We start from the raw sequence: 25,837 nt of genomic DNA, 5'->3' as shown, positions 1-25,837 counted from the left end.
CGGCCGGTCAGCCGTCCCGCGGGCCGGTGGCGGACTGCCGGGTGGCGAGCGCGGCGGTGATGCGGACGACCGTGCCGGCGTCGCCGGTCTCCACCTCCATCGTGTCGCTCAGCTCGCGGGCCAGCCAGAGGCCCCAGCCGCCGGCGGTGTCCGGCGCCGGCCGGTCACGGTCGCGCAGCCGTCGCTCGCTGATCCCCTGTCCGTGGTCGGCGACCTCGCAGACCAGTTCGTCGCCGCGCTGCCAGAGCCGCAACCAGCCCCGTCCGCCGCCGTGCCGCACCGCGTTGGTGATCAGCTCGTTGACCGCCAGCACGAAGTCGTCCAGCCGTTGACCGGACAGGCCCGAGCCCTGCGCGCAGGACGTCACCGAGTGCCGCAGCTCGGTCACCTGCGCCTGGCCGAAGGCCGTGGCGAGAAGGAGGGAAGGTTCGATGGGCACAACCGTACGCGGTGCGGGGAGTTCTGCGTCTGTCATGACCCCGTCCCGACGATGGTTCTCGACGACTTTCGCGGCATTTCAACCGTACGTCAGGGTTTCCCAGGCCGCACCGGCCGGGGCCCCCTCGACCGGCTGTGACATGGTGACGCACATGCCGTCGTCCTCCGGTCTCGAGGGCCCGTTCTGGCGATCCATCGCGGTGTTCCGCTTCGCCGCGCTCGCGTACGTCGGACTTGTCGTGTTGCGCGACGCGGGCAGCTACGCGCACCCGGTCGCCGCGGGCGGCGTCCTGCTGGCGATGCTGGCCTGGAGCGGCGTGACGGCGGCCGGCTACGGCCGCCCGGCCGGGCGGCGCTGGCCGCTGCTGCTGGCCGACCTCGGTGTGGTCCTGGCGATCATCCTGGTCACGCCCTGGGTGGTCGGCCGGGCGGCGCTCGCCGCCGGTGTGCCGATGCTGACCGCCGCCTGGCTGGCCGGGCCGGTGCTGGCCTGGGCGGTCTCCGGCGGGCGGCGGCGTGGCGCGGTGGCCGCGCTGGTGCTCGGCGGCGCCGACCTCGCCACCCGGGACCGGATCAGCCCGTCCGCGCTGACCGGGGCGATCCTGATGCTGCTCGCCGGTGTGGTGGTCGGGCACGTGGCGCGGCTGGCGGTGCAGGCGGAGGAGCGGTTGCAGCGGGCGGTGGAGCTGGAGGCCGCGACCCGGGAACGGGAGCGGCTGGCCCGCGACATCCACGACTCCGTGCTCCAGGTGCTCGCGCTGGTCCGGCGGCGCGGCGCGGACCTGGACGGCGAGGCGGCCGAGCTGGCCCGGCTGGCCGGCGAGCAGGAGGCGGCGCTGCGGGCGCTCATCGGCCGGGCGGGCGCGCCGCCGGACCCGGCCGGGGCCGAGCAGGACCTGCGCGACCTGATCGACAGGTACGCCTCGGCCACTGTCGTGGTGTCCGCGCCCGCCACGCCGGTGCCGCTGCCGGCGCGGGCCGCCGGTGAGCTGGGCGCGGCGGTCGGCGCGGCGCTCGACAACGTGGCCCGGCACGCCGGTGGACGGGCCTGGGTGCTGATCGAGGACGAGGAGGAGACGGTGACCGTCTCGGTACGCGACGAGGGGCCGGGCATCCCGGCCGGGCGGCTGGCGGAGGCCGCCGCGCAGGGGCGGCTCGGGGTGGCGCAGTCCATCCAGGGCCGGGTGGCCGACCTGGGTGGCGAGGTGCGGATCATGTCCGCGCCGGGCGCCGGCACCGAGATCGAGCTGATCGTGCCGAGGAGCCGCGGGTGAGCATCCGGGTGATGGTGGTCGACGACCACCCGATGTGGCGCGAGGGCGTGGCCCGCGACCTCACCGAGGCGGGTCACCAGGTGGTGGCGACCAGCGGCGAGGGCCGGCAGGCGGTACGGGTGGCCGCGGCGGCCCGCCCCGACCTGGTCGTGCTCGACCTCCAGCTGCCGGACATCTCCGGCGTCGAGGTGATCCGGGGACTGCGCGCGGCGCTGCCCGAGGTGCGGGTGCTGATGCTCTCGGCCAGCGGCGAGCCGCAGGGCGTGCTGGACGCGGTAAAGGCCGGCGCCACCGGCTACCTGGTCAAGTCGGCCGCCCCGGCGGAGTTCCTGGACGCGGTCCGCCGGACGGCGGCCGGTGAGCCCGTGTTCACGCCCGGCCTGGCCGGGCTGGTGCTGGGGGAGTACCGGCGGCTGGCCGCGACGCCGCCCGCCCCGCACGACGACGCGCCCCGGCTCACCGAACGGGAGACCGAGGTGCTGCGTCTGGTCGCCAAGGGGCTGTCCTACAAGCAGATCGCCGACCGGCTGGGCCTGTCCCACCGGACCGTGCAGAACCACGTGCAGAACACCCTGGGCAAGCTCCAGTTGCACAACCGGGTCGAGCTGACCCGGTACGCCATCGAGCGGGGCCTGGACGGCTAGCTAGTGCGCCTCCGGCGCCCGGGTCTCGTGCACCGCCAGCTCCTCGGCGCTGGCGCCGCCGCCGGCCGCGCCCGCGTCGTAGGCGACGTTGTCGGTCTCCTGGTCGGTGTGCGCGCCCTCGTCCGGCTCGACCAGCCGGCCCACCTGGTGGTCGGCGACGGTGCCGAGCTGGCCGTGGTCGTACACGGACACGGGGGAGTCCGGGTCGGAGACCGGGCCCGGGTCGATCACGTCGGCGTCGAGCTGGGCCTGCGCGGCGGCCTCCTCGCTGTCCGCCTCGGCGGCGATGTCCGGGTCGACCGGGCCGGCGAGCGGGTCGTCGGCGGGACGCTCGTACTGCTCGCGCTGGAGCTTGTAGTCCAGCGACTCGCCGTCGAGCTGCTCCTCCGCCGTGGTGCCGAACTGGTCCACCGCGACCGGCGTGCGGTCGCCGGGGAGCTGCGCCGGCTCGGGGCCGTCCGCCTCGCGCCCGGTGAGCACGTCGTCGTTGGCGGTGGAGTCGTCGTCGGCGGTGTCGGGCAGGCCCGCCGCCTCGGGATCGGACACGGGGGTGGGGTACTCGTCGTCGCGCATGCCCGGGAACTACCCACTGGGCTCCCCGCCCTAACCGCAACCGGCCGGGTGGATCGGGAGCAACGGTGCGAAAGGGCACCTCAGTTGCGGACCGCCGCCTCGTCCTCGACGTACAGCACGCACCACACCACCTTGCCGTCGGGCAGCGGCGTGCTGCCCCAGCGCCGGGCCACCGTGTCGATGAGCAGCAGCCCGCGCCCGCCCAGCGCGTCCGCCGCCGCCGGCCCCACGTACGCGGGCTGCCCGGCCGAGTGGTCGCGGACGGCCACGTGCAGCGCGTTGCCGCGCGGCGCCAGCCGGAGCGTCATCGGGGTCAGGGCGTGCGCCACCACGTTGTTGACCATCTCGGTGACCGCGATGCAGGCCGGCTCGACCAGCTCCGGCAGGCCCCACCGGAGGCACCCGGCGGCGACCAGCGACCGCGCCTCGCGCGCGGCCTCGACCACCGGGGGCAGCTCGACGCCGAGCGGGTCCAGCGGCGGGTCCGGCGGCGCGCCGTCGGGGTCGAGCAGCATCTCGCTGGCGGGCCAGTCGGCCACCGCCCGGCAGACCTCGTCGAGCGCTTCGCGGGCCAGCGGGTCGGGGATCCGTACCCCGGACAGGTCGACCAGCAGCAGGCCAGGGCGCTGCCACAGCCGGGCCAGCAGCGCTTCCCGTACGGCCTCCACCTCGGCCCGGTCGAGCACACCGGTCAGCCGGACTCTCGCGGAGGAATCGTCGGTCTCCACCAGGCAACGCGCATCCGTCGGCATGATCGCCCCATTGTGCACCTCGGCCGCCGCCCGCGCATCGGTCCGGTCGGCGGGACTCACGGCCGACCCACCCGGGACCGGCGGCTGATCGCCGCCGCCGTACCCACGGCGGTGCCGGCCGCCAGGCCGACGGCCGCGGTGAGCCGCAGCAACTGACCACGCCGCCCGAACCAGCCGTCGGTACGCTCGGCCGCCCCGGCAGGGGCGAAGACGGCGCCGGTGGAGTCGGCGCGTACGCCGGGACCGAACTGGGTGCGCGCGGTGTACCAGCCGAGCACCCGCTCGGCCAGCGCCGGGGCGAGCCGCCACTGGAGCCCGATCAGCCGGGCCGCGCCGCCCGCGTACGCCTCCCGCCGGGGCCGGCGCAGCAGCTTCACGATCGTCTCGGCGACCATCTCCGGCGGGTACACCGGCGGTGGCGGGGTCAGCTCCCGGCCGGTGTGGTTGGCCGCGTGCCGGAAGAACGGCGTGTCGATGGTGGCCGGCAGCACGGTGCAGATCGAGATGTTCCCCCGGCCGGTCACCCGCAGCTCCTGCCGCACGGTGTCGGCCAGCCCGCGGATCGCGTGCTTCGTGGCGTTGTACGCCGACTGGTACGGCATCGCCACCTCGGCCAGCACCGACGCGTTGTTCACCAGCACCCCGCCACCGGCCGCGGTCAGCCAGGGCAGCGCCGCGCGCGTCCCGTACACGGCCCCCAGCAGGTTCACGTCCACCACCCGGCGGAACTCGGCCACCGGGATCTCGTCGAACAGCCCCACGGTGCCCACGGCGGCGTTGTTGACCCAGGCGTCGATCCGGCCGAACTCGGCCACCGCCCGCGCCGCCAGCTGCTCCACCGCCTCCGGGTCGGTCACGTCGGTGGGCACCACGAGGGCCCGTCCGCCCAGTTCCCGGCAGCTGGCCGCCACCCGGCGCAGCGCGGACTCGGTCCGGGCGGCGAGGACCACGTCGGCGCCCCGCTGGGCCAGCGCGTACGCGGTCGCCGCGCCGATCCCGCTGGAGGCGCCGGTGATGACGACTGTGGCGTCGGAGAGGCTGCGGGTGAGCGGCATTCTCCGGCGGTACCCCCGGACCGCCCGGTCATGCCGACCGATTTCGACGGTGATCGCGTTCGGTCCGCCGTCCCGCTCGCGGGACGGCGGTGGCCCGGTGATGCCGATCTGCCAGGTTTGGGCGCGCCGGACCTGGGTTAATGGGACGCTCTGACCGGAGACCCCGCTACGCGAGAAACGCATGGAGGTGCACCATGCGCGTCGGCCTTGTATGCGCGCACGCCGGCTCGTCCACCGACGGTCCCACCGTCGGGACGCAGGAGCACATTGCGCGCGTGGCGGCGGAGCTCGCCGCCCGGGGCCATGACGTCCGCGTGTACGAGCGCCGTGCCGCCGCCGCCCAGCCGGCCCTGACCGAACTCGACGGCTACCGGGTGGAACGCGTGCCGGTCGGGCCGCCCGACGTGCTCTCCACCGCCGAGCTGGTGCCCTTCGTCGCCGAGTACGGCCGCTGGCTGGCCGGGCAGTGGGCCGGCGACTGGACCCCCGACGTGGTGCACGGCCACTACTGGGTCGGCGGGCTGGCCGCCGCCCACGCGGTACGCGCCACCGACATCCCGGTGGTGCAGACGTTCCACTCGCTCGGCGTCGAGCAGTTGCGGCACCTCGGGCCCCGTTACGGCGGTCCGGGCGAGCGCATCCCGCTGGAACGGGCGCTGACCCGGGCGGTGGACGTGGCGGTGGCCCAGTGCAACGACGAGGTCGACGAGCTGACCCGGATGGGCCTGCAACGCACCGCCGTGGCGATGGTGCCGACCGGGGTGGACACCGGCCAGTTCCACCCGGACGGCGAGGCGGCGCCCCGGGACCAGCGGCCCCGGATCCTCTCCGTCGGCGGGCTGGCGCCCGGGCACGGGCAGGACGACCTGATCCGCGCGATGCGGCTGGTGGGCGACGCGGAGCTGGTGATCGCCGGTGGCCCGCCGGCCGAGCGGCTGGACGGGCACGCCGAGGCGCGCCGGCTGCGTGAGCTGGCCGAGCGGGCCGGCGTGGCGGAGCAGGTGAAGCTGGTCGGCGCGGTGCCGCACGACCAGATGGCGACCTGGTACCGCTCCGCCGACGTGGTGGCCTGCACGCCGCACTACGCGGCGGCCGGGCGGGTGTCGCTGGAGGCGATGGCCTGCGGCGTGCCGGTGGTCGGGTACGCGATGGGCGGCATCGCCGACGCGGTGGTGGACGAGGTGACCGGCAAGCTGGTGCCGCCGGGTGACGTGCGCACGCTCGGGGTCACGCTGCGCCGGCTGCTGTCGGACAACGCCGGACGGTTCGCGTACGGGCACGCCGCTGTGGACCGGGTCCGGTGCAGCTACACCTGGGAACGTACCGCCACCGCGCTGGAACGCCTCTACGAGCGGGTGATCGGGCGTCGCCGGCCGGCCACGCCCATCGAGCCGACGCCGGTCGAGGTGACGCCGCCGGTCGAGGTGGCCGTCTCGGAACGGGGACCGGTCGAGGCGGCCTGAACGGGCACCATCCCGGCCGCTGTCGCCTTCTGGCGGTCGCGGGCGCTGGCGTGGTGGTGCTGCGGTTCGGCGTACCGGGTCAGGCCGACCACCGCCGCGAGCGTGACCAGGAAGCCCAGGCCGGCCAGCCACTCCCGCCCGGGCCAGATCTTGTCGTTCAGCAGCAGCAGGCCGACGATCGCCGCGGGCACCGCGCCGGCGGCGTCCATCGCGGCCACCGCCGCCGTCGTCGACCCCCGCTGCATGGCCAGGCCGAGCAGCAACTGCCCGATCACCGAGTGGACGATCAGCAGGTAGAGCAGCGGGTCGCGGACGAACGCCTCCGCCGAGCCGGCCGACGCGAGCGGGCGGGCCGCCACCGCCGCGGCGGAGAACGCCATCCCGGCAAGTGAGCCGAGCACCACCGACCCGAGCGCGCCGTGCAGCCGGGCCGCGAAGAAGCCGGACACGGCGATCGCGGCCACCGCCACCGCCAGGCCGACCAGCCCGGCGGTGCCGAGCTGCCGCGACGGGGCCGGCTGGGCCGACAGCACGAGCGCGGTGATGCCGGCGAACAGCAGCACCAGCAGCACCACCTCGGAGGCCGGCAACCGCCACTTGAGCACCAGCACGCCGAGCACGGCGGTCACCCCGAGCCCGGCCGCCACGCTCGCCTGCACCAGGAACAGCGGCAGGTCGCGGCGGGCCAGGAACGCCAGCACGAAGCCGACGACCTGGCAGGCCAGACCGATCAGGTACGTCCGGTGCCCGGCGAGGCGCAGCAGCAGCCCCGGGTCGAACGTGTGGTGCACAGTTGTCCGCGCCGCGGCGACCGACTGGAGAAGGTTGGCGAAGCCGTACGCGATGATCATCGCTGCCAGGAAGCACCAACCGGAGGAAACCACCTGGCGAGGATAGAGGCTCTTCCTGGGTCAGCGCTCGGCTGGACGGCCGAGCCGGGCCAGGATGTCGTCGTGCAGCGCGCCGTTGCTGGCCACGGCGCTGATGTCGGCGGAATCCGCGCCGGCCGGGGCCGGCCGACCGGCCAGATCCGTGATCAGGCCACCCGCCTCGGTGACGATCGGCACCAGCGCGGCGATGTCCCACAGCGACAGCTCCGGCTCCACCATCACGTCCAGCGCACCCTCGGCAAGCAGCATGTAACCGTAGAAGTCGCCGTACGCGCGGCTGCGCCAGGTGTCCCGCATGAGCTGGAGCACCGCGTCGAGGCGGCCGGCCTGCTCCCACCCGGTCAGCGACGAGTAGCAGAAGCTCGCGTCGCCGAGCGCGGTGACGCCGGAGACCCGGATCGGTGTGCCGTTCGCCGGTCCGGTGCCGGCGAACGCGCCCGCGCCGAGCGCGCCCCACCAGCGGCGGCCCAGCGCCGGGGCGGAGACCAGGCCGAGCACCGGCCGGTCGTGCTCCAGCAGCGCGATGAGCGTGGCCCAGACCGGTACGCCCCGGACGAAGTTCTTCGTGCCGTCGATCGGGTCGATCACCCAGCGCCGCCCGTCCGGACCGGCCGGCGGCTGCTCGCCGTACTCCTCGCCGAGCAGGCCGTCGCCGGGACGGTGGGCGGCCAGCAGCGCGCGGATCTCCCGCTCCACCGCGGTGTCCGCGTCGGAGACCGGGGTCAGGTCCGGCTTCGACTCGACGCGCAGGTCCAGCGCGCGGAACCGGGCCGAGGAGACCGCGTCCGCGGCGTTGGCGAGCAGGTGGGCGAGGGCGAGGTCGTCGGCGTACCCGGTCATGTCCGACACGCTAGTGGCGTGACCACGACCGTCGGTCGTCGGGGCGTCACCCGAGCGCTGTCACCGCCTCAGTCGGGGCCGACCAGGAGGACGAAGGTGCGTGCCAGACCGAAACGGTCGGTGCGCGGCCAGTCCAGAGCGGCGAGCGCGGCGGCGGACGGCTCGTGCCGTCGGCCGTTGATCCGCACCTCGCACTCGGTGACGTCACCACCCTGGCCGACCAGCATGCGAACGCCGTTGAGATGTGGCCGGTCCAGCCCGGCCGCGATCACCGGCGCCAGGGTCGACCACGGCATCGCCTCGGCGAACCACTCCTGCTTGTGCTGCGATCCGTCGGCGGACCATCCGGTCACGCCGCCGACGATCGCATGCCAGCCGGCGAACCCGCCCTTGTCGCCCGACCTGAAGTGGCTCGCCAGCCGCCCTCGCTGCTCGATCATCTCCAGGACCGTCACCAGGCAGGTCTCGATCCACGCGCCGATCGCCTGGCGGGCCGCCTCGACCGGGTCGGCCGCCAGGCCGAGCGTGCAGTCGACGATGGTCGGCACGTCCGGCCGGTCCGCGTTCAGCAGGAGCTCCAGGTCCAGGTGACGGTAGTCGTCGCTGTCCGGTGGAAGGACCCGGACGCCCAGCGACCCCGACCGCAGCATCGGCCCGTCGGTCATCCGCCACTCGCCACCCACCTCGGCGAGCATCGGCGCGGCCAGCTCCAGCACCCGCTCGGCGGGCAGAGGCCGTGGAGTCGGCCGGGGATCGATCATGGTGGGTCAGCGTACCGGCGAGGCCCGGCGCCATAGGTCCGGCCGGCGACGCCGGTCAGGACCCGGCGAGCGGGTCGCCGGGGTTGCGCTCGGGCTCGCGCGGGTCGCCCTCGCCGCTGCGGGAGGCCAGCAACCGCCGGTACGAGGCGAGCCGGCGCGCGTCCGCCTTCCCGGCGGCCACCCAGGCGTCCAGCGCGCAGTCCGCCTCGTCAGCGGTGTGCGGGCAGTTGGCCGGGCAGTCCACCGTCGCCTCGACCAGGTCGGGGAAGCCGTGCAGCAGGCTCTCGGCGGACACGTGGGCCAGCCCGAAGCTGCGTACGCCCGGGGTGTCGACGATCCAGCCGGTGTCGCCGTCGGTGTCCGGTTCCGGCGGCAGGCGCAGCGCCACCGCGCTCGTCGACGTGTGCCGGCCCCGGCCGATCGCGCTGACCGTGCCGACGGCCCGCTCGGCGTCCGGGCCCAGGCGGTTGACGAGCGTCGACTTGCCCACCCCGGAGTGGCCCACCATCACCGACACCCGGCCGGCGAGCAGCGCGCGGAGCGCGGCCAGGTCGGAGTCCGGGCGGATCAGCACGTACGGCAGCTCCAGCTCGGTGTAGTAGCCGAGCACCGCCTCCGGGCCGGCCAGGTCGGCCTTGGTGAGGCAGAGCAGCGGCTCGATGTCGGCGTCGTACGCGGCCACCAGGCAGCGGTCGATGAACCCGGTACGCGGCGGGGGGTCGGCGAGCGCGCTGACGATCACCAACTGGTCGGCGTTCGCTACGACCACCCGTTCCAGCCGTCCCTCGGCGGTGGTCTCGTCGTCGTCGGCGGTACGCCGCAGCACCGAGGTCCGCTCGGCGATGCGCACGATGCGGGCCAGCGCGCCCGGCGCCCCGGAGGTGTCCCCGACCAGCCCCACCCGGTCGCCCACCACCACCGACTTGCGTCCCAACTCGCGGGCGCGCATGGCGGTGACGAGCGGGGCGTCGGGCCCGGCGCCGGCGAGCACGCAGGTGTAGCGGCCCCGGTCGACGGCGATGACGAACCCGTCGACGGCGTCGGCGTGCTGAGGGCGGGTGCGGGTACGCGGCCGCGACGATCTGCCCGGTCGGACCCGGACGTCGTCCTCGTCGTACTCCCGCCGCTTCGTCGCCAGGACGTCCCCCCGCTGTCAGTTCTTGCCGGTCACCATCCCCGACCATAGTGCCGGGAACTCCGGCATGGTCTTGGAGGTGCACGCCACGTCGTCGACCTCGATGCCGGGGACGGCCAGCCCGGCCACCGCGGCGGCGTGCGCCATCCGGTGGTCGGCGTACGTGCGGAACGTCCCGCCGCGCAGCGGGCGGGGCCGGATCTCCAGGCCGTCGGGGGTCTCGGTGATGTCCGCGCCGAGCGCGGTGAACTCCTTCGCCAGCGCGGTGACCCGGTCGGTCTCGTGGCCCCGGATGTGGCCGATGCCGGTGAGCCGGGACGGGCCGTCGGCCAGCAGCGTGAGCGCGGTCAGCACCGGGGTCAGCTCGCCGACGTCGGAGAGGTCGGCGTCCAGCCCGCGTACCGTGCCGGTGCCCCGCACGGTCAGGCCGCCGGTGCCGAGCGTCACCTCGCCGCCCATCCGGTGCAGCAGCTCCCGCAGCTGTTCGACCGGCTGGAGGCTGCTGCGCGGCCAGTCCTGGAGCGTCACCTCGCCGCCGGTGACGAGCGCGGCGGCGAAGAACGGCGCGGCGCCGGAGAGGTCGGGCTCGATCTCCCAGCCGCGCCCGGACAGCGGGCCCGGCTCGACGGACCAGACGTCCGGCGTGGTGTCGTCCACGGCGGCGCCGGCGGCGCGCAGCATCTGCACCGTCATCCGTACGTGCGGCGCGGACGGCACCTGCGGCCCCTCGTGCCGGACCACGACGCCCCTGTCGAAGCGGGGCGCGGCGAGCAGCAGGCCGGAGACGAGCTGGCTGGAGGCGGAGGCGTCGATCACCACGTCGCCGCCGGCCACCCGGCCGGCGCCGAGCACGACGAGTGGCAGGCTGCCCGTCGGCGGGGGGTCGATGCGGACGCCGAGCGCCCGCAGCGCGCCGATCAGCGGGCCGAGCGGGCGGGTGCGGGCGTGCGGGTCGCCGTCGAACGTGACCCGGCCGGCGGCCAGCCCCGCCACCGGGGGCAGGAAGCGCATCACGGTGCCGGCCAGGCCGACGTCGACGTGCGCCGGGCCGGCCAGCGGGTTGGGGCGGACCAGCCAGCGGTCGTCGTCCGAGATCGACATGTGGGCGCCGAGTGCGCGCAGGCCACCGGCCATCAGCTCGGTGTCCCGGGCGCGCAGCGGCCGGGCCAGTGTCGACGGCCCGCTGGCCAGCGCGCAGAGCACCAGGGCCCGGGCGGTCATCGACTTGGAGCCGGGCAGGCGCAGCGTCGCGGCGACCGGGTCGCTCGCGGTCGGCGCGGTCCATGGTTGCGGCTGACGTGTCGCGGTCGGATTCCCCACGGTCACATTCTGCCAAGTTCCCGGCCCGGTGGAACCGTCCGCGGCCGCTGCTCCCGTTGGGCGGGACAGCCGAAGTGTCCGGATGGAGCTAGCGTGGGCGCCATGTGCGGGAGGTACGCCACGACCCGGAGCGCCGGTGACCTGAGCGCGCTCTTCTCCTCGGCTGACGAGACCGGCGGGGTGGGGCCGGACTTCAATGTCGCCCCGACCGATCCGGTGCCGCTGGTCCGGCTCGCTCCGGAGGGGCACCGGCTGCTCTCCCTCGGCCGCTGGGGGCTGTTGCCGCAGTGGTCGCGCAGCGCCGCCGGCGCCGCCCGCATGATCAACGCACGGGCCGAGACGATCGCCACCAGCCGGGCGTACGCGCCGTCCTTCGCCCGCCGCCGCTGCCTGGTCCCGGCCGACGGGTGGTACGAGTGGGTCCGGCTCGCCGGTGGCGGGCGGCAGCCCTACTTCATGACGCCCCGGGACGGCTCGGTGCTCGCCTTCGCCGGCATCTGGTCGACGTGGGAGTCGGCCGGGCAGGCCCGGCTCACGTTCAGCGTGCTCACCACCGCCGCGGTCGGCGAGCTGGCCGAGGTGCACGACCGGATGCCGCTGCTGCTGGCGCCGGACCGCTGGGCGGACTGGCTCGGCCCCGCCGACGACCCGGCCGGGTTGCTCACGCCGCCCGACGCCGGACTGCTCGCCGGGCTGGAGATCCGCCCGGTCTCCCGGGCGGTCGGCGACGTCCGCAACGACGGTCCCGAGCTGATCGCGCGGGTGTCCCCGGAGGGCGTGCAGGCGGCCTCCGGGCCGACCCTGTTCTGATCACGCTCCGCCACATCGACGCACCCCGTTTGCCGGGGTTTCTCCAGAAAAGTCGCCCGGACGTTCAGTCAGTTTCATTGAAGACTCTTGTCCTTACGTATGCGAATGCGATAGAACACAGCGCCGGTGATGGGCGTCGGTTCGCACGGGGCGACGACACCCATCGATCTTGCTGAAAGATCTTCGCCGGTCCCACGGGGGAGGTGGGTGTATTGACACGGGCACGCATGCCCCGCCCGCACGAGGTCGCCGCAGCACGGCGCGACCCACGACTGCTGCGGGCTCTGCACGAACGACGCCAGGACGAGGCGTGGCGCACCAGAGGCACCTGTCAGAACGTCGATCCGGAGACGTTCTTCCCGGCGCCCAACGAGCCCGCCGACGCGGCGGTGGCACTCTGCCGCACGTGTGACGTCCAAGGCTCCTGCCTGGCCTGGGCGCTGGAGGTGGGCGACTGCCACGGCGTCTGGGGCGGCACCACGCCGCGCGAGCGGCGAGCCATGCTCGTGGCCTGGCGTAGCGAGGTGCAACCCGATCCGGACGCGATCGACGACGCCGGCCCGCCGGTGCGTGACCGCCTGCTCACCCTGGTGCCGCTGAGCTGATCCCTCGTCGCCCGGGGCCCGTTCACGGGCCCCGGGCGACGAGCGGTTCTCCCGCCCTGCCGCCGCCGGCCCGCCCGGCGTGCGCAGAATGGGCCGGTGCGGCACGACGACGAGATCGACACGCCCCGGGGACGGGCCCGGTTCCGCTTCCACCCGCCCACCGGCGGCGCGACAGTGCTGGTGCTGGGTCACGGGGCGGGTGGCGACGTGGACGCGCCGGACCTCACGGCGGTCCGGGACGCGGTACGCGACGCCGGAGCCGGGGTGGCCCTGGTGACCCAGCCGTACCGGGTCGCCGGGCGGCGCGCGCCCGCTCCCGCCGGACACCTCGACGAGGCGTGGACGGCCGTGCTGGCCGAGCTTCGCCGGCGCGCCCCGCAGGTGCGCGACTGGGTGGTCGGCGGCCGGTCCAGCGGCGCCCGGGTGGCCTGCCGCACCGCCGTCGCCACCGGGGCGGCAGGTGTGGTGGCACTGGCGTTCCCGCTGCACCCGCCGGGGCGGCCGGAACGCTCCCGGGCCGCGGAACTGCTCACCGGACTGCCCACGCTCGTGGTCAACGGCGACCGGGACCCGTTCGGCGTACCCGAGCCCGGCCCCGGGATCGAGGTGGTGGTCCGGCCGGGACAGCGGCACGACCTGCGGGGCGACCCGGCCGGCACGGCCGCCGTGGTCCGGGACTGGCTGCGCGTACGCGGATGGTTGTCCTGACCGGCGGCCCGCGCCGTGACCGTCGCCCGCAGCGGGTCGTTGCACCGGTTGGTGCCGGCCGCCCGGTTCGGGCGCGCCGGGGCCACCCTCCCAGGCCCTTCCTGGTCCCAGCGGCGGTCGCGGCCGCCGCCGGGGCCAGGATCGGGTGGGACCTGTGGAATGCCGCACCCCGTACCTCGCGTTACCTCCCTGTGGACGACGACAGTGCCAGCGCGAGGGGGGTGACCGGTGCCGATACAGACACGGAGCCGGGAACGGGACGAACGGGACGAGCGGCAGCTCAAGCGGCTGCTCGACGCGCCGGAGTGGCCCGCGGCGGCGTCGGTCGTGAGCACCGGCACAGACTCCGGAAGTGAATCTGCCGGAATGTGGGTACGCGTATCCTCGGCGGGAAAGCATCCGACGCGAGGGGATGTGCGGTTGACCACCGAAAAGACGGACGAGCGCAGGGCCCGCTTCGAGCGGGACGCGATGCCCTTCGTCGACCAGCTCTACGCGGCCGGTCTGCGGATGACCCGCAACCCGGCCGACGCGGAGGACCTGGTTCAGGAGACGTACCTGAAGGCGTACGCCGCCTTCCACCAGTTCGAGCAGGGCACGAACCTGAAGGCCTGGCTCTACCGGATCCTGACCAACACCTACATCAACACCTACCGCAAGCGGCAGCGGCAGCCCATCCAGGCGCCGACCGAGGAGATCACCGACTGGCAGCTCGCCGAGGCCGAGTCGCACACGTCCAGCGGCCTGCGCTCGGCCGAGACGGAGGCGCTCGACCGGCTGCCGGACAGCGACGTCAAGGAGGCCCTCCAGCAGTTGCCGGAGGAGTTCCGCCTGGCCGTCTACCTGACCGACGTCGAGGGCTTCTCCTACAAAGAGGTCGCCGACATCATGGGCACGCCGATCGGCACCGTGATGTCCCGCCTGCACCGCGGCCGACGTAATCTGCGGAAGCTGCTCGAGCAGTACGCGGCGGAGCGCGGTTTCAGCGCCGCCTCGTCGAAGAAGGGTTCGACCGCCGCCGCCAGCCGGGAGGTGTGACCGTGAGCTGTGGACAACCGCACGAGACGGACTGCCGCGAGGTGCTCGCCGAGGTCTACCTCTACCTCGACCTGGAGTGCGGCGAGGAGCGCCGGGTGCTGATCCGGCACCACCTGGACGAGTGCGGGCCGTGCCTGCGCGAGTACGGCATCGAGCAGGAGGTCAAGGCGCTAGTGGCCCGGTGCTGCGGCAACGAGGCGGCGCCGGAGAAGCTGCGCGAGCGGCTGCGCCTGCGGCTGACCGAGCTGGTGGTCTTCGAGACCACCGAGTCCCGCGAACTGGCCGACTGACAAGTGACGGAACGGCCCGGGTCCGAATGATCGGACCCGGGCCGTTCCGCGTTTCCGGCAGGTGCCGCGCTGATCCCGATGATCAGGAGTTGGGGCGCTTGCCGTGGTTGGCGCTGCTCTTCTTACGGGCCTTCTTCTTGCGGGCCTTCTTCGCCATGCTCTGCCTCCTTGTGCTGGTCACGGTTCCGTCCGCGGGTGAGCGCGGCGGAGGTCGCGGTGTGGCTCCCCGGCTCGCCGGTGGCCGACCCGCACGATGCTAGTGCCGCCGCCGCTCACCGGAGCGCGGTGGGGCGGATCGCGTGCCGGTGGTGCGCGGCCGGGCGTGACCGGCGTCATGATTGGATACCGTTCGCAGGACTGTCGGGGAGCTGTCGGGAAGAGGGAGGGCCGGGACATGGCCGAGGAGATCCGCGCCGAGATGGTGGCGAACGTCTGGAAGGTCGTGGTGTCGGCCGGCGACACCGTGTCCGAGGGCGACACGCTCGTCATCCTGGAGTCGATGAAGATGGAGATCCCGGTGGTCGCCGAGTCCGACGGCGTGGTGCAGAAGCTCGCCGTCAACGAGGGTGACGTGGTGCAGGACGGCGACCTGATCGCGGAGATCGGTTGACCGCCCTGCTGGTGCGCCGCGCCGAGCCGGCGGACTTCCCCGCCGTGGCGCGGCTGACGGTCGCCGCGTACGAGGCGGACGGCCAGCTCAAGGACGAGAGCGAGTACGCGCCGGTGCTCGCCGACGTGGCCACCCGAGCCCGGACCGGCGAGGTGCTGGTGGCCGTCGACGACACCACCGGCCAGGTGCTCGGCGCGGTGACGTTCGTGCTGCCCGGCACGCCGTACGCCGAACTCTCCGGTCCCGGTGAGGCCGAGTTCCGGATGCTCGCGGTGGATCCGGCCGCGCAGGGCCGGGGCGCGGGCGCCCTGCTCGCGGCCGCGTGCGTGGCACGCGCGGCGGAGCTGGGCTGCACGGCTGTGGTGATCTGCGTACGCGCCGGCATGGCGGCGAACGCGCACCGCCTCTACGACCGGCTCGGTTTCGTCCGGCTGCCGGAGAAGGACTGGTCGCCGCTGCCCGGCATCGACCTGCTCGGTCTGCGGCTGGACCTGACCGCGGCGCGCTGAGCCGGGCGCGGCTCAGGCCGCCGGCCCGTCCCGGTCCCCGCCGTCCGATCCGGTCTCGCCGATCTTCGCGAGCAGCTCGTCGGCCACCTCGAGCGCGATCCGCTTCCGCTCGTCGTCGGTGATGCCGGGCGCCCGGACCGCGAACCAGCTGCTGTGCACCGCGAACAGCGTCAGCGCGGCGCGGAGCTGGGCGGCCGGCGAGTCGTCGCCCCGGCACAGCTCGTGGGCCAGCCGCATCATCCGGTCCCGCATCTGCTGGCCGGCGACCAGGCTCTTGAGCACCGTCTGGTTCTGCTCGAAGAAGCGCATCACCTGGGGCAGGTCGCCGGCGAACATGCTGTCGGCGTACCGGCCGAGCAGGGCGCGCCGGGTCGCGAGGGTGGGCGGCTGGTCGGCGGCCCAGGCGATCAGCTCGTCCATCCGGCGCAGCCGGTCGTCGACCAGGCTGGTGACGATCTCGTCCTTGCTCTTGAAGTGGTAGTAGAGCGCCGCCTTGGTGACGCCGAGCCGCTCGGCGATCTCCCGCAGCGAGGTCTTCTCGTAGCCATGCTCGGTGAAGAGTTCCAAGGCGACGGCCTGGATGCGCTGCCGCGTGCCCCCTGTGGTCTCCCTCACCAGCCGACTTCCTTCCAATCCGCTTGACGTCCGACCGTCCTCAGCTTACCGTCCGGCTAGTAAGTCAACTAGCCGGGCGGCAAGTAAGTTGATCACATGATCTGCGGGGGAGCCTACCGATGAGTCAACAAGCCCAGGTCGCCGCGAGACCCAACATCCGCGTCGTCCTGTTCGGCCTGATGATCGCGATGATGCTCGCGATGCTCGACAACATGATCGTCAGCACCGCGCTGCCGCGGATCGTCTTCGAGTTCGGGGGCGCCGACCACTTCACCTGGGTGGTCACCGCGTACGTGCTGGGCACGACGGTCTCCACGCCGATCTGGGGCAAACTCGGCGACCTGTACGGACGCAAGGCCGTCTTCCTCACCGCCGTCGTCGTGTTCCTGGTCGGCTCGGCGCTGTGCGGCATGTCCGGCTCCGGCGTCTTCGGCGGCAGCGACAACGGCATGATCGAGCTGATCGCGTTCCGCGCCGTGCAGGGCCTCGGCGCCGGTGGCCTGATGGTCGGCGTCATGGCGATCATCGGTGACCTGGTGCCGCCCCGCGAGCGAGGCCGCTACCAGGGCATGATCGCCGGCATCATGGCCATCGCCATGGTCGCGGGGCCGCTCGTCGGCGGCTTCATCACCGACAACCTCTCCTGGCGCTGGGCGTTCTACGTCAACCTGCCGCTGGGCGGCGTGGCGCTGCTGGTCCTGGCCACCACCATGCACCTGCCGAAGTACCGCACCGAGCACAAGATCGACTGGCTGGGCGCGGCGCTGCTGTCGGTGGGCATCACCGCGATCGTGCTGGTCACCACCTGGGGCGGCAACCAGTACGCCTGGGCCTCGCCGCAGATCCTCGGCCTCGCCGTGCTCGCGGCGGTCGCGCTCGTCGCGTTCGCGCTCGTCGAGCGGCGCGCGCCCGAGCCGATCCTGCCGCTGAGCCTGTTCGCCAACCGCAACTTCGCGCTGATCTCGGTGATCGGCTTCCTGCTCGGCTTCGCCATGTTCGGCGCGATGAACTTCCTGCCGCTCTACCAGCAGACCGTCCAGGGCGCCTCGGCCACGAACAGCGGCCTGCTGCTGCTCCCGCTGATGTTCGGCATGCTCGTGGTGTCGCTCGTGGTCGGCCGGACGATCACCAGGACCGGCCGCTACCGCGTCTTCCCGATCGTCGGCGGCGTGGTGATGGCCGCCGGGATGGGCCTGCTCAGCCTGCTGGACGTGGACACCAGCAAGGCGCAGTCCTCGCTCTACATGGTCGTGCTCGGCGTCGGCATGGGCTTCCTGATGCAGACCTCGATGCTCATCGCCCAGAACAGCGTCGAGCAGAAGGACCTCGGCGCGGCCAGCGGCGCCGCCACGTTCTTCCGGTCCATCGGCGGCTCGTTCGGCGTCTCCCTCTTCGGCGCGATCTTCGCCAACCGTCTCGCCGACTCGGCGGCCGGTCCCGCGTTCGCGGGCTCGGGTGGCGGCGAGGGCGGCGCGATGAACCTGGAGGCCCTCAAGAGGCTCACCGGTCCGGTGCGCGAGGCGGTGCTCGGCGGCCTCGCCGACGCCATCTCGCACGTCTTCTTCTGGGCGGTCCTCTTCACCGTCGCCGTGCCGGTGCTCGCCTGGTTCATCAAGGAGGTGCCGCTGCGCGCGACGAACGACGTGCGGCCGGCCGGCGCCACCCCGGAGGACGAGGCCGAGACCGCGCTCGGCAAGGCCCCGGTCGCCTGACGCACCCGCCGCGGCCCCGCGCCCCCACCCCGGGGGTACGCGGGGCCGCCGCGTATCCACTCCAGCGAGGTGCCCCGGTGCCTGGTACCGGGATGCCTTGCGCCCGCTGCCCGCCAGTTCGGGGAAGTGGCGGGGTCCCAGGCGAGTTGATCGCGCCACCTCGGGGAGGTGGCGGGCCAGTGGGTGTCTGGGTGGTCGGCGAGGTGTTCCCGGTGCCCGGTGCCCGGTGCCCGGTGCCGGTGCCCGGGTGCCGGGTGCTCGCCAGTTCGAGGTAGTGGTGGGGTCCGGGGTGGGTTGACCGCGCCATCTCGGGGAGGTGGCGGGGCACCGGCGCTGGGAGTTGGTGTGCGGGGTGGGCCTGGGGCCGTGGTCGCCGCGCCGTGCTCGCCAGTTCGGGGAAGTGGTGGGGTCCGGGGTGAGTTGATCGCGCTACTTCGGAGAGATGGCGGGGTGTGGATGTATGCCCGTGCCGAGTGCTCCCCAGATCGGGGCAGTGGTCAGGTCCGGGGTGAGTTGATCGCGCCATTGCGGGGGAGTGGCGGGGCACCGGCGCTGGGAGCTGGTGTGCGGGGTGGGCCTGGGGCCGTGGTCGCCGCGGTGCTTGCCAGTTCGGGGAAGTGGTGGTGTCCGGTTGAGTTGGTCGCGCTACTTCGGAGAGGTGGTGGCCTGCTGGTGGCCGGCGAGGTGTTTCGGGTGCCGGCCGCTGCCGCCCGCTGCCCGCCAGTTCGGGGTAGTGGTCAGGTCCGAGGTCGGTTGATTGCGCCATCTCGGGGAGGTGGCGGGGCTGCGGGTGCTCGGCGGGGCCGCTCCGGGTGGCCGGTGGCGGCCAGTTCGGGGTGGTGGTGGGGTTCGGGGTGGGTTGATTGCGCCATCTCGGGGAGGTGGCGGGGTCCCGGCCCCTGGGAGCTGGTGTGCGGGGTGGGCCTGGGGTCGTGGTCGCCGCGCGATGCCCGCCAGTTCGGGGAAGTGGCGGGGTCCGAGGTGGGGTGATCGCGCCAGCTCGGGGAGTGGCGGCGCTCGGCGAGGTGGTGAGGGCCAGGGTGGGCCACCTCGGGGTGGCGCGGGCGCGTCTGCGCGGTCAGCCTCGGCGGAACACGGCTGTGAGGCGTCGCCAGAGACGGCGCAGCGGGCCGCCGGCGGCGCCGGCGATGAGCGAGTCGGCGGTGGCACGGGCGGCCGGATCGAGGGCCGGGGTGGCCCGCGCCAGGTACGCGAGCGACACCGCCACCGGGGTACGCCGGGCGGCGCCGGATGCCACCTCGGTGAGTCGGCCGGCCACCACGGCGGCCACGTCGGCACGGGTGGCCGGGTCTACCCAGGCGGCGGTGACCAGGGCGAACAGCGCCGCGTCGGCGGCCGGGCCGGGGCCGGTGGCCAGTTCGCGCAGCACCCGTCGGCGGGTCGACGACTCCCACGGCTCGTCGGTGCGGTGGTGCAGCAGGCCGAGGCAGGCCCAGACCTGCGCGCAGCGTTTCCACAGTGCCGGGTCCTGTCCGCCGAGTACCCGGCCCAGCGCGGTGGCCGGCGCTTCGGGCGGGTACGCCAGCAGCGCGAGCAGATCGGTGAGGTCCACGGTGGCCAGCCCGACGGCGGCGTCGTACGCGGCCGGGGGGTGCGCCCACGCGGGGTGCGCCAGGTGCTGGAGCCGTCGTACCGCGGCCGCCGAGGGGGCGGGTCCGTCAGGGGACGCGAGTTCGTCACCGGCCGGTGTGACCTGACCCAGCCAGGGTCGCCCCCGGCAGCACTCGGCGAGGTCGCCGTGCTCGTGCGTGTCGTCGGGGTGCTCCCGGACGAAGTCGGCGAGCGCCACCAGGTGGTCCACGTCGCCGTCGCGCAGGTAGCGCAGCCGGTGGGCGGTGTGTACGGCGCAGTCGAAGGCGGGGTCCTTCGCCAGCGCCCGGTCGATCCAGCCCAGCGCCGCGTCGAGCCGGCCGTGGTCGGCGAGCGTGCCGGCGATGTCCGCGTAGACGGCGAGGTCGTCGGGGTCGAGCGCGACAGCGCGTTCCAGTGCGGCGAGCGCCTCGGCGGTCCGGCCGGCGCTGCGGTACGCGTACCCGAGCCACACCTCGCCGAGTTTGGTGGGCTCCGCGCGTACCCCCCGGGTGGCCCAGGTGACGGCGAGGGCGACCTCGCCGAGGCGCCGGGCCAGCGCGGACGCCGCGCCCAGCAGCAGCGGGTGGGCCGGATGCACGGTGATCGCGTTGCGGGCCAGCGTGAGGTACGGCTGCAGCGGCTCGCGCAGCCGGCGCGGCGCGGGGTCGGGCGCCGCCGCGCAGACCTGCATGAGGATTCGGGCGGTGCGCTCGGGATCGAGGCGTTCCGGCAGGTCGGCGGCGGTCACCCAGGGCACGGCGGCCCATGGCGCGGCGGGCGCGTAGCCGGTGGCGGCGGCCAGCAGGTCGAGCCCTTCGGCGGGGCGGCCGGCGGCGGCGAGCAGGTGCGCGCGGGCCACCACGGCGCCGACGAACGCCTGCTGACCGAGCGGGAAGAGGCCCAGGTCCCCGCCGCTGGCCGCGTTCAGCCGGGCGAGTGCTTCGTGCGCCTCGGGCAGCGTGGGGGAGCGGACCAGCGCGGCGGCGATGTGGTCGGCGGCGTGCCGCAGGTCGCCCTCACCCAGCGCCAGCCGGGCCAGCGCGAGTTCCTCCTCCGCCGAGAGCGCGGCGTCGTCCTCGGGCACGTCGTCCTTCCGCCGGTCGGGTCGGTCAGCCGGGCAAGCCTAGGGGATCTTCCGTGGAATGGTGATCCACTGCGCACTTCTGTTCGTTGCGTTGCTCGGTATCTCTCAAACGTGCAAGACTGAGCATCGAACGCGCGAGAAACGCGCAGGAGGAGGTCTGGAGTGACGCGTCCAGGGGCCGGTATGGCCGCCGACATCGACGAGCAGCCAGCCGGTTACGAGCGCCTGCTCTCCACCGAGCACGCCGCGGCGATCGCCGAGGTCGCGGCCGTCGTCGCGCAACGGCGCCCCCGGCACGTGGTGTTCACCGCCCGGGGCACGTCCGACCACGCCGCGCTCTACGCGGCCTACCTGACCGAGATCCGCCTCGGACTGCCCGCCGGACTGGCCTCGCCCAGCGCGATCACCGTCTTCGGCGCCCGGCCCGACCTCTCCGACGCGCTCGTCGTCGGCGTCAGCCAGAGCGGCGGCTCACCCGACCTCGCCGAGGTGCTGCGGGTCGCCCGCGCCTCCGGCGCGCTCACCCTGGCCGTCACCAACAACCCCGGCTCGCCGCTGGTCGAGACCGCCGAGCTGAGCGTGGACATCGCCGCCGGCCACGAACGGGCGGTCGCCGCCACCAAGACCTACACCGCCGAGCTGCTCGCGCTGCTCATGCTCGTCGAGGGGGTACGCGCCGGCGACGGCGTGCTGCCCGCCGAGGAGCGGGCCGCACTGAGCCGCCTGCCCGAGCTGGCCGCGCGGACGCTCGCCGACGACACCCCGGCCCGGCTCGCGCCGCGCTACCGGTTCGCCGCCCAGCTCGTCACCACCGGCCGGGGCTACGCGTACCCGACCGCCCGGGAGGCGGCGCTGAAGCTGATGGAGACCTCGTACCTCCCGGCGCTCGCCTTCTCCGGCGCGGACCTGCTGCACGGCCCGCTCGCCATGACCGACCCGGACGTGCCGGTGCTCGCCGTGGTCGGCTCCGGCCCCGGCGGTACGTCGATGCGCGAGGTCCTGCCCCGCCTCGGCGAGCGTCGCGCCGACGTGGTGGTGGTCGGCTCCGCTGAGATCGGCGAGACCCGGATGGCGGTGCCCGAGGTCGACGAGCGGTACGCGCCGCTGCTCGACATCCTGCCGCTGCAACGACTCGCGCTGTCCCTGGCCCTGGCCCGGGGCGAGGATCCGGACGCGCCGCGCGGCTTGAAGAAGGTCACGGCGACGATGTGAGGTCCGGCGTGGCACGCTGTGGGGCGTGTCCACCCTCCGTGACCTCGCCGAGGAGCACACCGCGCTCCGGCCGGCCGACATCGACCATCTGCACCGGATCGCCGGCGACTGGCAGTTGCTGTCCGACCTGTCCTTCGCCGACCTGCTGCTCTGGGTGCCGGTGGACGGCGACGGCACGTTCCTCTGCGTAGCCCAGGTCCGTCCCACCACCGCACCGACCGCCTACCTGGACGACCAGGTCGGGCGGATCGTCGGCGGAGCCGAGGTGGCCCACCTGGAGGTGGCCTACCGGCAGGGACGGATCTGGCGCGAGGGCGACCCGGTCTGGTACGGCGACGTCCCGGCCCGCCACGAGGCGATCCCGGTCCGGCTGCGCACCGGCGACGGTGAGGCCGGCGAGGTGATCGCCGTGGTGGGCCGGGACACCAACCTGTCCACCGCGCGCACCCCCAGCCAGCTCGAACTGAACTACCTCACCACCGCCGACGACCTCGCCCAGATGATCGCCGACGGCACGTTCCCGCCGCCCCGCCACCCGGGCGAGACCACCTCGGCGCCCCGGGTCGGCGACGGCCTGGTGCGGCTCGACGCCAACGGCAAGGTCACCTACGCCAGCCCGAATGCGCAGTCCGCGTACCGCCGCCTCGGCTACGCCTCCCACCTGGTCGGCGAGGACCTGGCCAAGCTGCACCGCCGGCTGGCCGGCGACCCGTTGGAAGGCACCGACGCGGGCAACGCCGTGCTCGCCGCGCTGCGCGGCGAGGCGCCGCCCCGGCGGGAGATCGACGCCCGCGGCGCCACCATGCTCACCCGGGCGCTGCCGCTGATGCCCGCCGGAGTGCCGATCGGCGCGCTGGTGCTGGTCCGCGACATCACCGAGGTACGCCGCCGCGACCGCGCCCTGATCACCAAGGACGCGACCATCCGGGAGATCCACCACCGGGTGAAGAACAACCTCCAGACCGTCGCCGCGCTGCTGCGCCTGCAGGCCCGGCGGGTCTCCATGCCCGAGGCCCGGGTCGCGCTCGAAGAATCGGTACGCCGGGTCGCCTCGATCGCGCTGGTGCACGAGACGCTCTCCATGTCCAGCGACGAGGCGGTCGAGTTCGACGGCATCGTGGACCGGGTGGCCAGCGCCGCCACCGAGGTCGCCGCCACCGAGGTGACGGTCGGCATGCGCCGCCGCGGCAGCTTCGGCATACTGCCCGCCGAGATCGCCACCTCGCTGGTGATGATCCTCAACGAGCTGCTGCTCAACGCCGTCGAGCACGGTTTCCCGCCGGCCGACGAGGAGGCTGCCACGCCTTCGCCGGCGGACGCGGCGGTCGCCGTGCCCCGGCCGGAGGCGGCGGCTTCCGCGCCCCGGCCCGAGGTGGTGGTCTCCGCGCACCGGGCCCGTAAGCAACTGCACGTCACGGTCAGCGACAACGGCCGGGGGCTGCCCGAGCAGTTCGACGCCGAGCGCGGCGGCAACCTGGGCCTGCAGATCGTCCGGGCGCTGGTCACCGGCGAGCTGCGCGGCACCATCGAGCTGCGCAACGGCGCCGACGGCGGCACCGAGGCGGCCATCGTCGTACCGCTGGCCCGCGGCACCACCGACCGCCTCACCGGACGAGCAGGGCCACTGTGATCCCCGGCCGCGGCCACACCCGCTGCACCGTGTAGCCCGCGCTCAACGCGTCGCCCTTCGCGCCCGGCACCGCCGCCACCGGATCCGTGCGCCGGCCGGTGACCACCAGCCACACCCGGTCCACCCCGGCCAGGCACCGCGCCGGGTCGTCGCACTCCACGGCCCAGAGGCTCGCGTCCTGACGCTGGTCGCGGACCACCAGCACGTCGCGTGGCAGCCTCGACCCCAGGTGGTACGCCACCCCGAGATCCGGGAACAGCCACCCGTCCCGGGGCGAGTAGACGATCGCGTCGCCCGGCCGCTGCCCGGCGCGGATGATCCCGGCCGCGCCCGCGTAGTCGACGGGTGCGCTGCGCGGCCACTCGTGGGTGCGGCGCAGCGCCGCCTGATCGGGCAGCCCGAGCAGTCCGGCCAGGACCACCACCGCGATTCCCGCCGCGATCCGTCCGCGCGGCGACGTCGGCCCTTGCTCTGCTTCCACGGGCGCGGCAGTGCGGCCGGCTGCGGCGGGTGTCGCCGTGCGCGCTGGTTCAGCGGGCGTTGCTGTTGCCGGCGTTCGGGCCGGTGCGGGAGTGACCCGCGCGACAGCCAGCGCGGCGCCGGCCAGTACGCAGGCGAACGGCACGGTGAAGACCAGGTAGCGGGTCACCCAGAGCGGCACCATCGTTCCGGCGGCGAACACCAGCAGCACCGGCAGCAGCACGGCGGCGGCCGGCAGCAGCGCCCGGCGACCGAGCCGGGCCACGCCGAGCGCCGCGAGCGCGAGCACGAAACCGCCGACGACGCCGCTCTGCGCCAGCGCACCGGGTAGCGCCGCCAGGTCGGGCAGGCGCGCCGGGCCGACCCAGTCGAGCTGTCGACCGCGCTGCCCCCGGGCGACGAGTGCCAGTGGGGTGACGAGCACGACGGCCGGCACCAGCGCCAGCAGCCAGCCGGCCAGCGCCCGTCGGCCGGGCGCCCACGCCTTGCGAGCCTCGCCGGTCACGTCCTGCGGTTCCGCTTCCGACGCGTCCGTGCCGTGCTCCCTGCTCCCGGGATGCGGTGACACCCGTGGCGTTCCACCGGCGTTCGATCTCGTGGCTGGGTGGAACGCCGTGGGTGTCTGCGGGGCGCCGTGACACCCGTGGTGCTCCACTCGCGCTCGATCTCGTGGCTGGGTGGAACGCCACAGGTGTCTGCGGCGTGGCCGGCTCGCGTCGGGCATCTGGGCTCGGGACTGGCCGGGCGGATCGACGACCCCCGCAGCGCCCCGTACGGCGATCAGCAGCACCACCAGGGCGAGCGCGGCGAGCAGCGTGAGCGCGAGCAGGTGGAGCAGCCCGAGCGCGGCGACCGCGGCGGCGTACCTCGCCCAGCGCCACCGCCCCGGCCGGCGCAGCGCCTCGACCAGCAGCAGCGTGGCCAGTACCGCGAACAGCGTGGCGAGCGCGTACGGGCGGGCCTCCTGCCCGTACCGCGAGGTGGCCGGCAGGACCGCGAACAGCAGTCCGGCCAGCAGCCCGGCGCGACGGCCGACCAGCACCGCGCCGAGACGGCCGGTGAGCGCGGCGGCCACGGCCATGGCGAGCGCGGAGGGCAGGCGTAGCGCCGTCGGTGACGTGCCGGCCACTGCGGTCCAGCCGTGCATGAGCAGGTAGTACGGCCCGGTGGCGGCGTCGATGGTGCGGGTCATCCGGGCCAGGTCGGAAAGCGGGCGGGTGGCCGCGCTCCAGGTGGCCAGCTCGTCCCGCCAGGGTTGGGCGTGCCCGATCCCGGCCAGCGTCACGGCGAGCGTGAGCAGCCCCGGCGCCACCCACACCGCCCAGCCGGGACGGGCGCGAACAGACGCGGGCGCGAACCTCCTCACCCACGCAGCGTCACACGCCCACTCCCGCTCACCCGCCCGCTCCACCAATTCCCACCCACCCGACCCCTTCCCGCCCAACCCTCACCCGCCCCGAGCCCGTCGATCATGAAGTTGACGGCACTCACCGTCCCTTTTGTCCCCGCCAACCTCATGATCACCGGGGAGGGGGTGGGAGGGGGGGGAGGGGGAGTGGATGAGAGTCGATCTCGGTGGGGCCCGTGATGTGGGATCACAGTGCGGAGCTGTGGTCGGGCAGGGCGTGGTGTGGCAGCATGAGGCACATGACCGCCGCTGTCGTCCGCCGCTTCGTGGCTCGCCGCCACGTCGATTACGGCCGCGTGCGCAGCGCGATCTGTCCGGCCTACTGACGACGCCCGACCCATCCGTCTCGGGCGCGCACTCGCGCCGGCCGTCATCGACATCGCCGTCC

General features: G+C 74.3%; 26 protein-coding genes. 13 read left to right on the top strand and 13 right to left on the bottom strand.

Features of this window, described 5'->3' with window-relative positions:
- Positions 1-7: 7 nt before the first annotated feature.
- Positions 8-475 carry an ATP-binding protein gene (locus MicB006_RS21280; RefSeq protein ID WP_116508445.1) on the bottom strand — a complete coding sequence of 156 codons (468 nt, stop codon included), beginning with the start codon at positions 473-475 and terminating at the stop codon, positions 8-10.
- 115 nt (positions 476-590) lie between these two features.
- Here MicB006_RS21280 and macS point away from each other — a divergent pair, with 115 nt between their 5' ends.
- Both macS and MicB006_RS21270 read left to right on the top strand, forming a co-directional pair.
- Positions 591-1,712, top strand: coding sequence for a MacS family sensor histidine kinase (gene macS, locus MicB006_RS21275; RefSeq protein WP_116511684.1), 1,122 nt, complete (start codon positions 591-593; stop codon positions 1,710-1,712).
- A gap of 11 nt (positions 1,713-1,723) precedes the next feature.
- On the top strand, positions 1,724-2,356 hold the full coding sequence (locus MicB006_RS21270; protein ID WP_192900321.1) for a response regulator transcription factor: 633 nt from the start codon (positions 1,724-1,726) through the stop codon (positions 2,354-2,356).
- On the opposite strand, the gene MicB006_RS21265 is transcribed toward MicB006_RS21270, so the two are convergent.
- The 3 genes from MicB006_RS21265 to MicB006_RS21255 all read right to left on the bottom strand — a co-directional run bounded on the left by MicB006_RS21265 (position 2,357) and on the right by MicB006_RS21255 (position 4,736).
- Complete coding sequence (locus MicB006_RS21265; protein WP_073828755.1) at positions 2,357-2,929, bottom strand: DUF5709 domain-containing protein; 573 nt, start codon at positions 2,927-2,929, stop codon at positions 2,357-2,359.
- 80 nt (positions 2,930-3,009) lie between these two features.
- Positions 3,010-3,681 carry an ATP-binding protein gene (locus tag MicB006_RS21260; protein ID WP_116511682.1) on the bottom strand — a complete coding sequence of 224 codons (672 nt, stop codon included), beginning with the start codon at positions 3,679-3,681 and terminating at the stop codon, positions 3,010-3,012.
- Positions 3,682-3,737: 56 nt separating this feature from the next.
- The gene (locus MicB006_RS21255; RefSeq protein WP_116508441.1) at positions 3,738-4,736 is read right to left on the bottom strand and encodes an SDR family oxidoreductase; all 999 of its coding nucleotides are present in this window, start codon (positions 4,734-4,736) and stop codon (positions 3,738-3,740) included.
- A gap of 194 nt (positions 4,737-4,930) precedes the next feature.
- Between MicB006_RS21255 and MicB006_RS21250 the strand changes: the two genes are divergently transcribed.
- Entirely contained in the window at positions 4,931-6,199 is a 1,269-nt protein-coding gene (locus tag MicB006_RS21250) for a glycosyltransferase (protein WP_116508439.1), read from the top strand.
- Here the strand turns inward: MicB006_RS21250 and MicB006_RS21245 are convergent.
- From MicB006_RS21245 to aroA, 5 genes are all read right to left on the bottom strand, one after another.
- The gene (locus MicB006_RS21245; protein WP_192900320.1) at positions 6,082-7,050 is read right to left on the bottom strand and encodes a hypothetical protein; all 969 of its coding nucleotides are present in this window, start codon (positions 7,048-7,050) and stop codon (positions 6,082-6,084) included. The genes MicB006_RS21250 and MicB006_RS21245 overlap by 118 nt on opposite strands.
- Positions 7,051-7,110: 60 nt before the next feature.
- Positions 7,111-7,929: a histidinol-phosphatase gene (hisN, locus tag MicB006_RS21240; RefSeq protein ID WP_116508435.1), complete on the bottom strand. Its 819-nt coding sequence runs from the start codon at positions 7,927-7,929 to the stop codon at positions 7,111-7,113.
- A gap of 68 nt (positions 7,930-7,997) precedes the next feature.
- Positions 7,998-8,690, bottom strand: coding sequence for a DUF6348 family protein (locus MicB006_RS21235; protein ID WP_043328492.1), 693 nt, complete (start codon positions 8,688-8,690; stop codon positions 7,998-8,000).
- Between the two features lie 55 nt (positions 8,691-8,745).
- On the bottom strand, positions 8,746-9,681 hold the full coding sequence (rsgA, locus tag MicB006_RS21230; RefSeq protein WP_116508433.1) for a ribosome small subunit-dependent GTPase A: 936 nt from the start codon (positions 9,679-9,681) through the stop codon (positions 8,746-8,748).
- A gap of 162 nt (positions 9,682-9,843) precedes the next feature.
- The gene (gene aroA / locus MicB006_RS21225; RefSeq protein ID WP_116511680.1) at positions 9,844-11,145 is read right to left on the bottom strand and encodes a 3-phosphoshikimate 1-carboxyvinyltransferase; all 1,302 of its coding nucleotides are present in this window, start codon (positions 11,143-11,145) and stop codon (positions 9,844-9,846) included.
- A gap of 102 nt (positions 11,146-11,247) precedes the next feature.
- On the opposite strand from aroA, the gene MicB006_RS21220 reads away from it, so the two are divergent.
- The 5 genes from MicB006_RS21220 (at position 11,248) to rsrA (ending at position 14,596) form a co-directional block, all read left to right on the top strand.
- Positions 11,248-11,955, top strand: a complete 708-nt coding sequence (locus MicB006_RS21220) for an SOS response-associated peptidase (RefSeq protein ID WP_116508431.1) — start codon at positions 11,248-11,250, stop codon at positions 11,953-11,955.
- 212 nt (positions 11,956-12,167) lie between these two features.
- Positions 12,168-12,560 carry a WhiB family transcriptional regulator gene (locus MicB006_RS21215; RefSeq protein ID WP_030503699.1) on the top strand — a complete coding sequence of 131 codons (393 nt, stop codon included), beginning with the start codon at positions 12,168-12,170 and terminating at the stop codon, positions 12,558-12,560.
- Positions 12,561-12,656: 96 nt separating this feature from the next.
- Positions 12,657-13,268, top strand: coding sequence for an alpha/beta family hydrolase (locus tag MicB006_RS21210; protein WP_073828750.1), 612 nt, complete (start codon positions 12,657-12,659; stop codon positions 13,266-13,268).
- A 228-nt stretch (positions 13,269-13,496) separates the two neighbouring features.
- Positions 13,497-14,306 (top strand): sigma-70 family RNA polymerase sigma factor, encoded by an 810-nt coding sequence (locus MicB006_RS21205; RefSeq protein WP_116508430.1) that lies wholly within the window; start codon positions 13,497-13,499, stop codon positions 14,304-14,306.
- Between the two features lie 2 nt (positions 14,307-14,308).
- On the top strand, positions 14,309-14,596 hold the full coding sequence (rsrA, locus tag MicB006_RS21200) for a mycothiol system anti-sigma-R factor (protein WP_073828748.1): 288 nt from the start codon (positions 14,309-14,311) through the stop codon (positions 14,594-14,596).
- A gap of 82 nt (positions 14,597-14,678) precedes the next feature.
- Here the strand turns inward: rsrA and MicB006_RS32815 are convergent, their stop codons facing one another.
- Entirely contained in the window at positions 14,679-14,753 is a 75-nt protein-coding gene (locus MicB006_RS32815) for a 50S ribosomal protein bL37 (RefSeq protein ID WP_369752275.1), read from the bottom strand.
- A 237-nt stretch (positions 14,754-14,990) separates the two neighbouring features.
- Here MicB006_RS32815 and MicB006_RS21195 point away from each other — a divergent pair, with 237 nt between their 5' ends.
- On the top strand, positions 14,991-15,206 hold the full coding sequence (locus MicB006_RS21195; protein ID WP_013288370.1) for a biotin/lipoyl-binding carrier protein: 216 nt from the start codon (positions 14,991-14,993) through the stop codon (positions 15,204-15,206).
- Positions 15,203-15,715 carry a GNAT family N-acetyltransferase gene (locus tag MicB006_RS21190; protein WP_116508429.1) on the top strand — a complete coding sequence of 171 codons (513 nt, stop codon included), beginning with the start codon at positions 15,203-15,205 and terminating at the stop codon, positions 15,713-15,715. The genes MicB006_RS21195 and MicB006_RS21190 overlap by 4 nt, the downstream gene beginning before the upstream one ends.
- A 12-nt stretch (positions 15,716-15,727) precedes the next feature.
- Here the strand turns inward: MicB006_RS21190 and MicB006_RS21185 are convergent, their stop codons facing one another.
- The gene (locus MicB006_RS21185; RefSeq protein WP_116508427.1) at positions 15,728-16,330 is read right to left on the bottom strand and encodes a TetR/AcrR family transcriptional regulator; all 603 of its coding nucleotides are present in this window, start codon (positions 16,328-16,330) and stop codon (positions 15,728-15,730) included.
- A gap of 119 nt (positions 16,331-16,449) precedes the next feature.
- On the opposite strand from MicB006_RS21185, the gene MicB006_RS21180 reads away from it, so the two are divergent.
- Positions 16,450-18,042 carry an MDR family MFS transporter gene (locus tag MicB006_RS21180; protein WP_116508426.1) on the top strand — a complete coding sequence of 531 codons (1,593 nt, stop codon included), beginning with the start codon at positions 16,450-16,452 and terminating at the stop codon, positions 18,040-18,042.
- A 1,078-nt stretch (positions 18,043-19,120) separates the two neighbouring features.
- Here MicB006_RS21180 and MicB006_RS21175 read toward each other — a convergent pair.
- Complete coding sequence (locus tag MicB006_RS21175; protein ID WP_116508425.1) at positions 19,121-20,719, bottom strand: tetratricopeptide repeat protein; 1,599 nt, start codon at positions 20,717-20,719, stop codon at positions 19,121-19,123.
- Positions 20,720-20,902: 183 nt separating this feature from the next.
- On the opposite strand from MicB006_RS21175, the gene MicB006_RS21170 reads away from it, so the two are divergent.
- Both MicB006_RS21170 and MicB006_RS21165 read left to right on the top strand, forming a co-directional pair.
- Positions 20,903-21,931 carry an SIS domain-containing protein gene (locus MicB006_RS21170; protein WP_116508424.1) on the top strand — a complete coding sequence of 343 codons (1,029 nt, stop codon included), beginning with the start codon at positions 20,903-20,905 and terminating at the stop codon, positions 21,929-21,931.
- A gap of 25 nt (positions 21,932-21,956) precedes the next feature.
- Entirely contained in the window at positions 21,957-23,561 is a 1,605-nt protein-coding gene (locus MicB006_RS21165) for a PAS domain-containing sensor histidine kinase (protein WP_116508423.1), read from the top strand.
- On the opposite strand, the gene MicB006_RS21160 is transcribed toward MicB006_RS21165, so the two are convergent.
- Entirely contained in the window at positions 23,536-25,407 is a 1,872-nt protein-coding gene (locus MicB006_RS21160; protein ID WP_225980439.1) for a glycosyltransferase family 39 protein, read from the bottom strand. The genes MicB006_RS21165 and MicB006_RS21160 overlap by 26 nt on opposite strands.
- Between the last annotated feature and the right edge of the window lie 430 nt (positions 25,408-25,837).

Source organism: Micromonospora sp. B006 (assembly GCF_003408515.1).
GTDB lineage: Bacteria > Actinomycetota > Actinomycetes > Mycobacteriales > Micromonosporaceae > Micromonospora > Micromonospora echinospora_A.
Note: the sequence above shows the minus strand (reverse complement) of the source record. Positions and strands in the feature narration are given on the sequence as shown.

Excerpts from the sequence above, each read along its gene's own strand:
- MicB006_RS21255 (WP_116508441.1), bottom strand. The coding sequence starts at position 4,736 with ATGCCGCTCACCCGCAGCCTCTCCGACGCCACAGTCGTCATCACCGGC.
- MicB006_RS21220 (WP_116508431.1), top strand. The coding sequence starts at position 11,248 with ATGTGCGGGAGGTACGCCACGACCCGGAGCGCCGGTGACCTGAGCGCG.
- MicB006_RS21265 (WP_073828755.1), bottom strand. The coding sequence starts at position 2,929 with ATGCGCGACGACGAGTACCCCACCCCCGTGTCCGATCCCGAGGCGGCG.
- macS (WP_116511684.1), top strand. The coding sequence starts at position 591 with ATGCCGTCGTCCTCCGGTCTCGAGGGCCCGTTCTGGCGATCCATCGCG.
- MicB006_RS21270 (WP_192900321.1), top strand. The coding sequence starts at position 1,724 with ATGGTGGTCGACGACCACCCGATGTGGCGCGAGGGCGTGGCCCGCGAC.
- MicB006_RS21195 (WP_013288370.1), top strand. The coding sequence starts at position 14,991 with ATGGCCGAGGAGATCCGCGCCGAGATGGTGGCGAACGTCTGGAAGGTC.
- MicB006_RS21260 (WP_116511682.1), bottom strand. The coding sequence starts at position 3,681 with ATGCCGACGGATGCGCGTTGCCTGGTGGAGACCGACGATTCCTCCGCG.
- MicB006_RS21245 (WP_192900320.1), bottom strand. The coding sequence starts at position 7,050 with ATGATCATCGCGTACGGCTTCGCCAACCTTCTCCAGTCGGTCGCCGCG.
- MicB006_RS21180 (WP_116508426.1), top strand. The coding sequence starts at position 16,450 with ATGAGTCAACAAGCCCAGGTCGCCGCGAGACCCAACATCCGCGTCGTC.
- MicB006_RS21170 (WP_116508424.1), top strand. The coding sequence starts at position 20,903 with ATGGCCGCCGACATCGACGAGCAGCCAGCCGGTTACGAGCGCCTGCTC.
- MicB006_RS21280 (WP_116508445.1), bottom strand. The coding sequence starts at position 475 with ATGACAGACGCAGAACTCCCCGCACCGCGTACGGTTGTGCCCATCGAA.
- MicB006_RS21250 (WP_116508439.1), top strand. The coding sequence starts at position 4,931 with ATGCGCGTCGGCCTTGTATGCGCGCACGCCGGCTCGTCCACCGACGGT.
- hisN (WP_116508435.1), bottom strand. The coding sequence starts at position 7,929 with ATGACCGGGTACGCCGACGACCTCGCCCTCGCCCACCTGCTCGCCAAC.
- MicB006_RS21235 (WP_043328492.1), bottom strand. The coding sequence starts at position 8,690 with ATGATCGATCCCCGGCCGACTCCACGGCCTCTGCCCGCCGAGCGGGTG.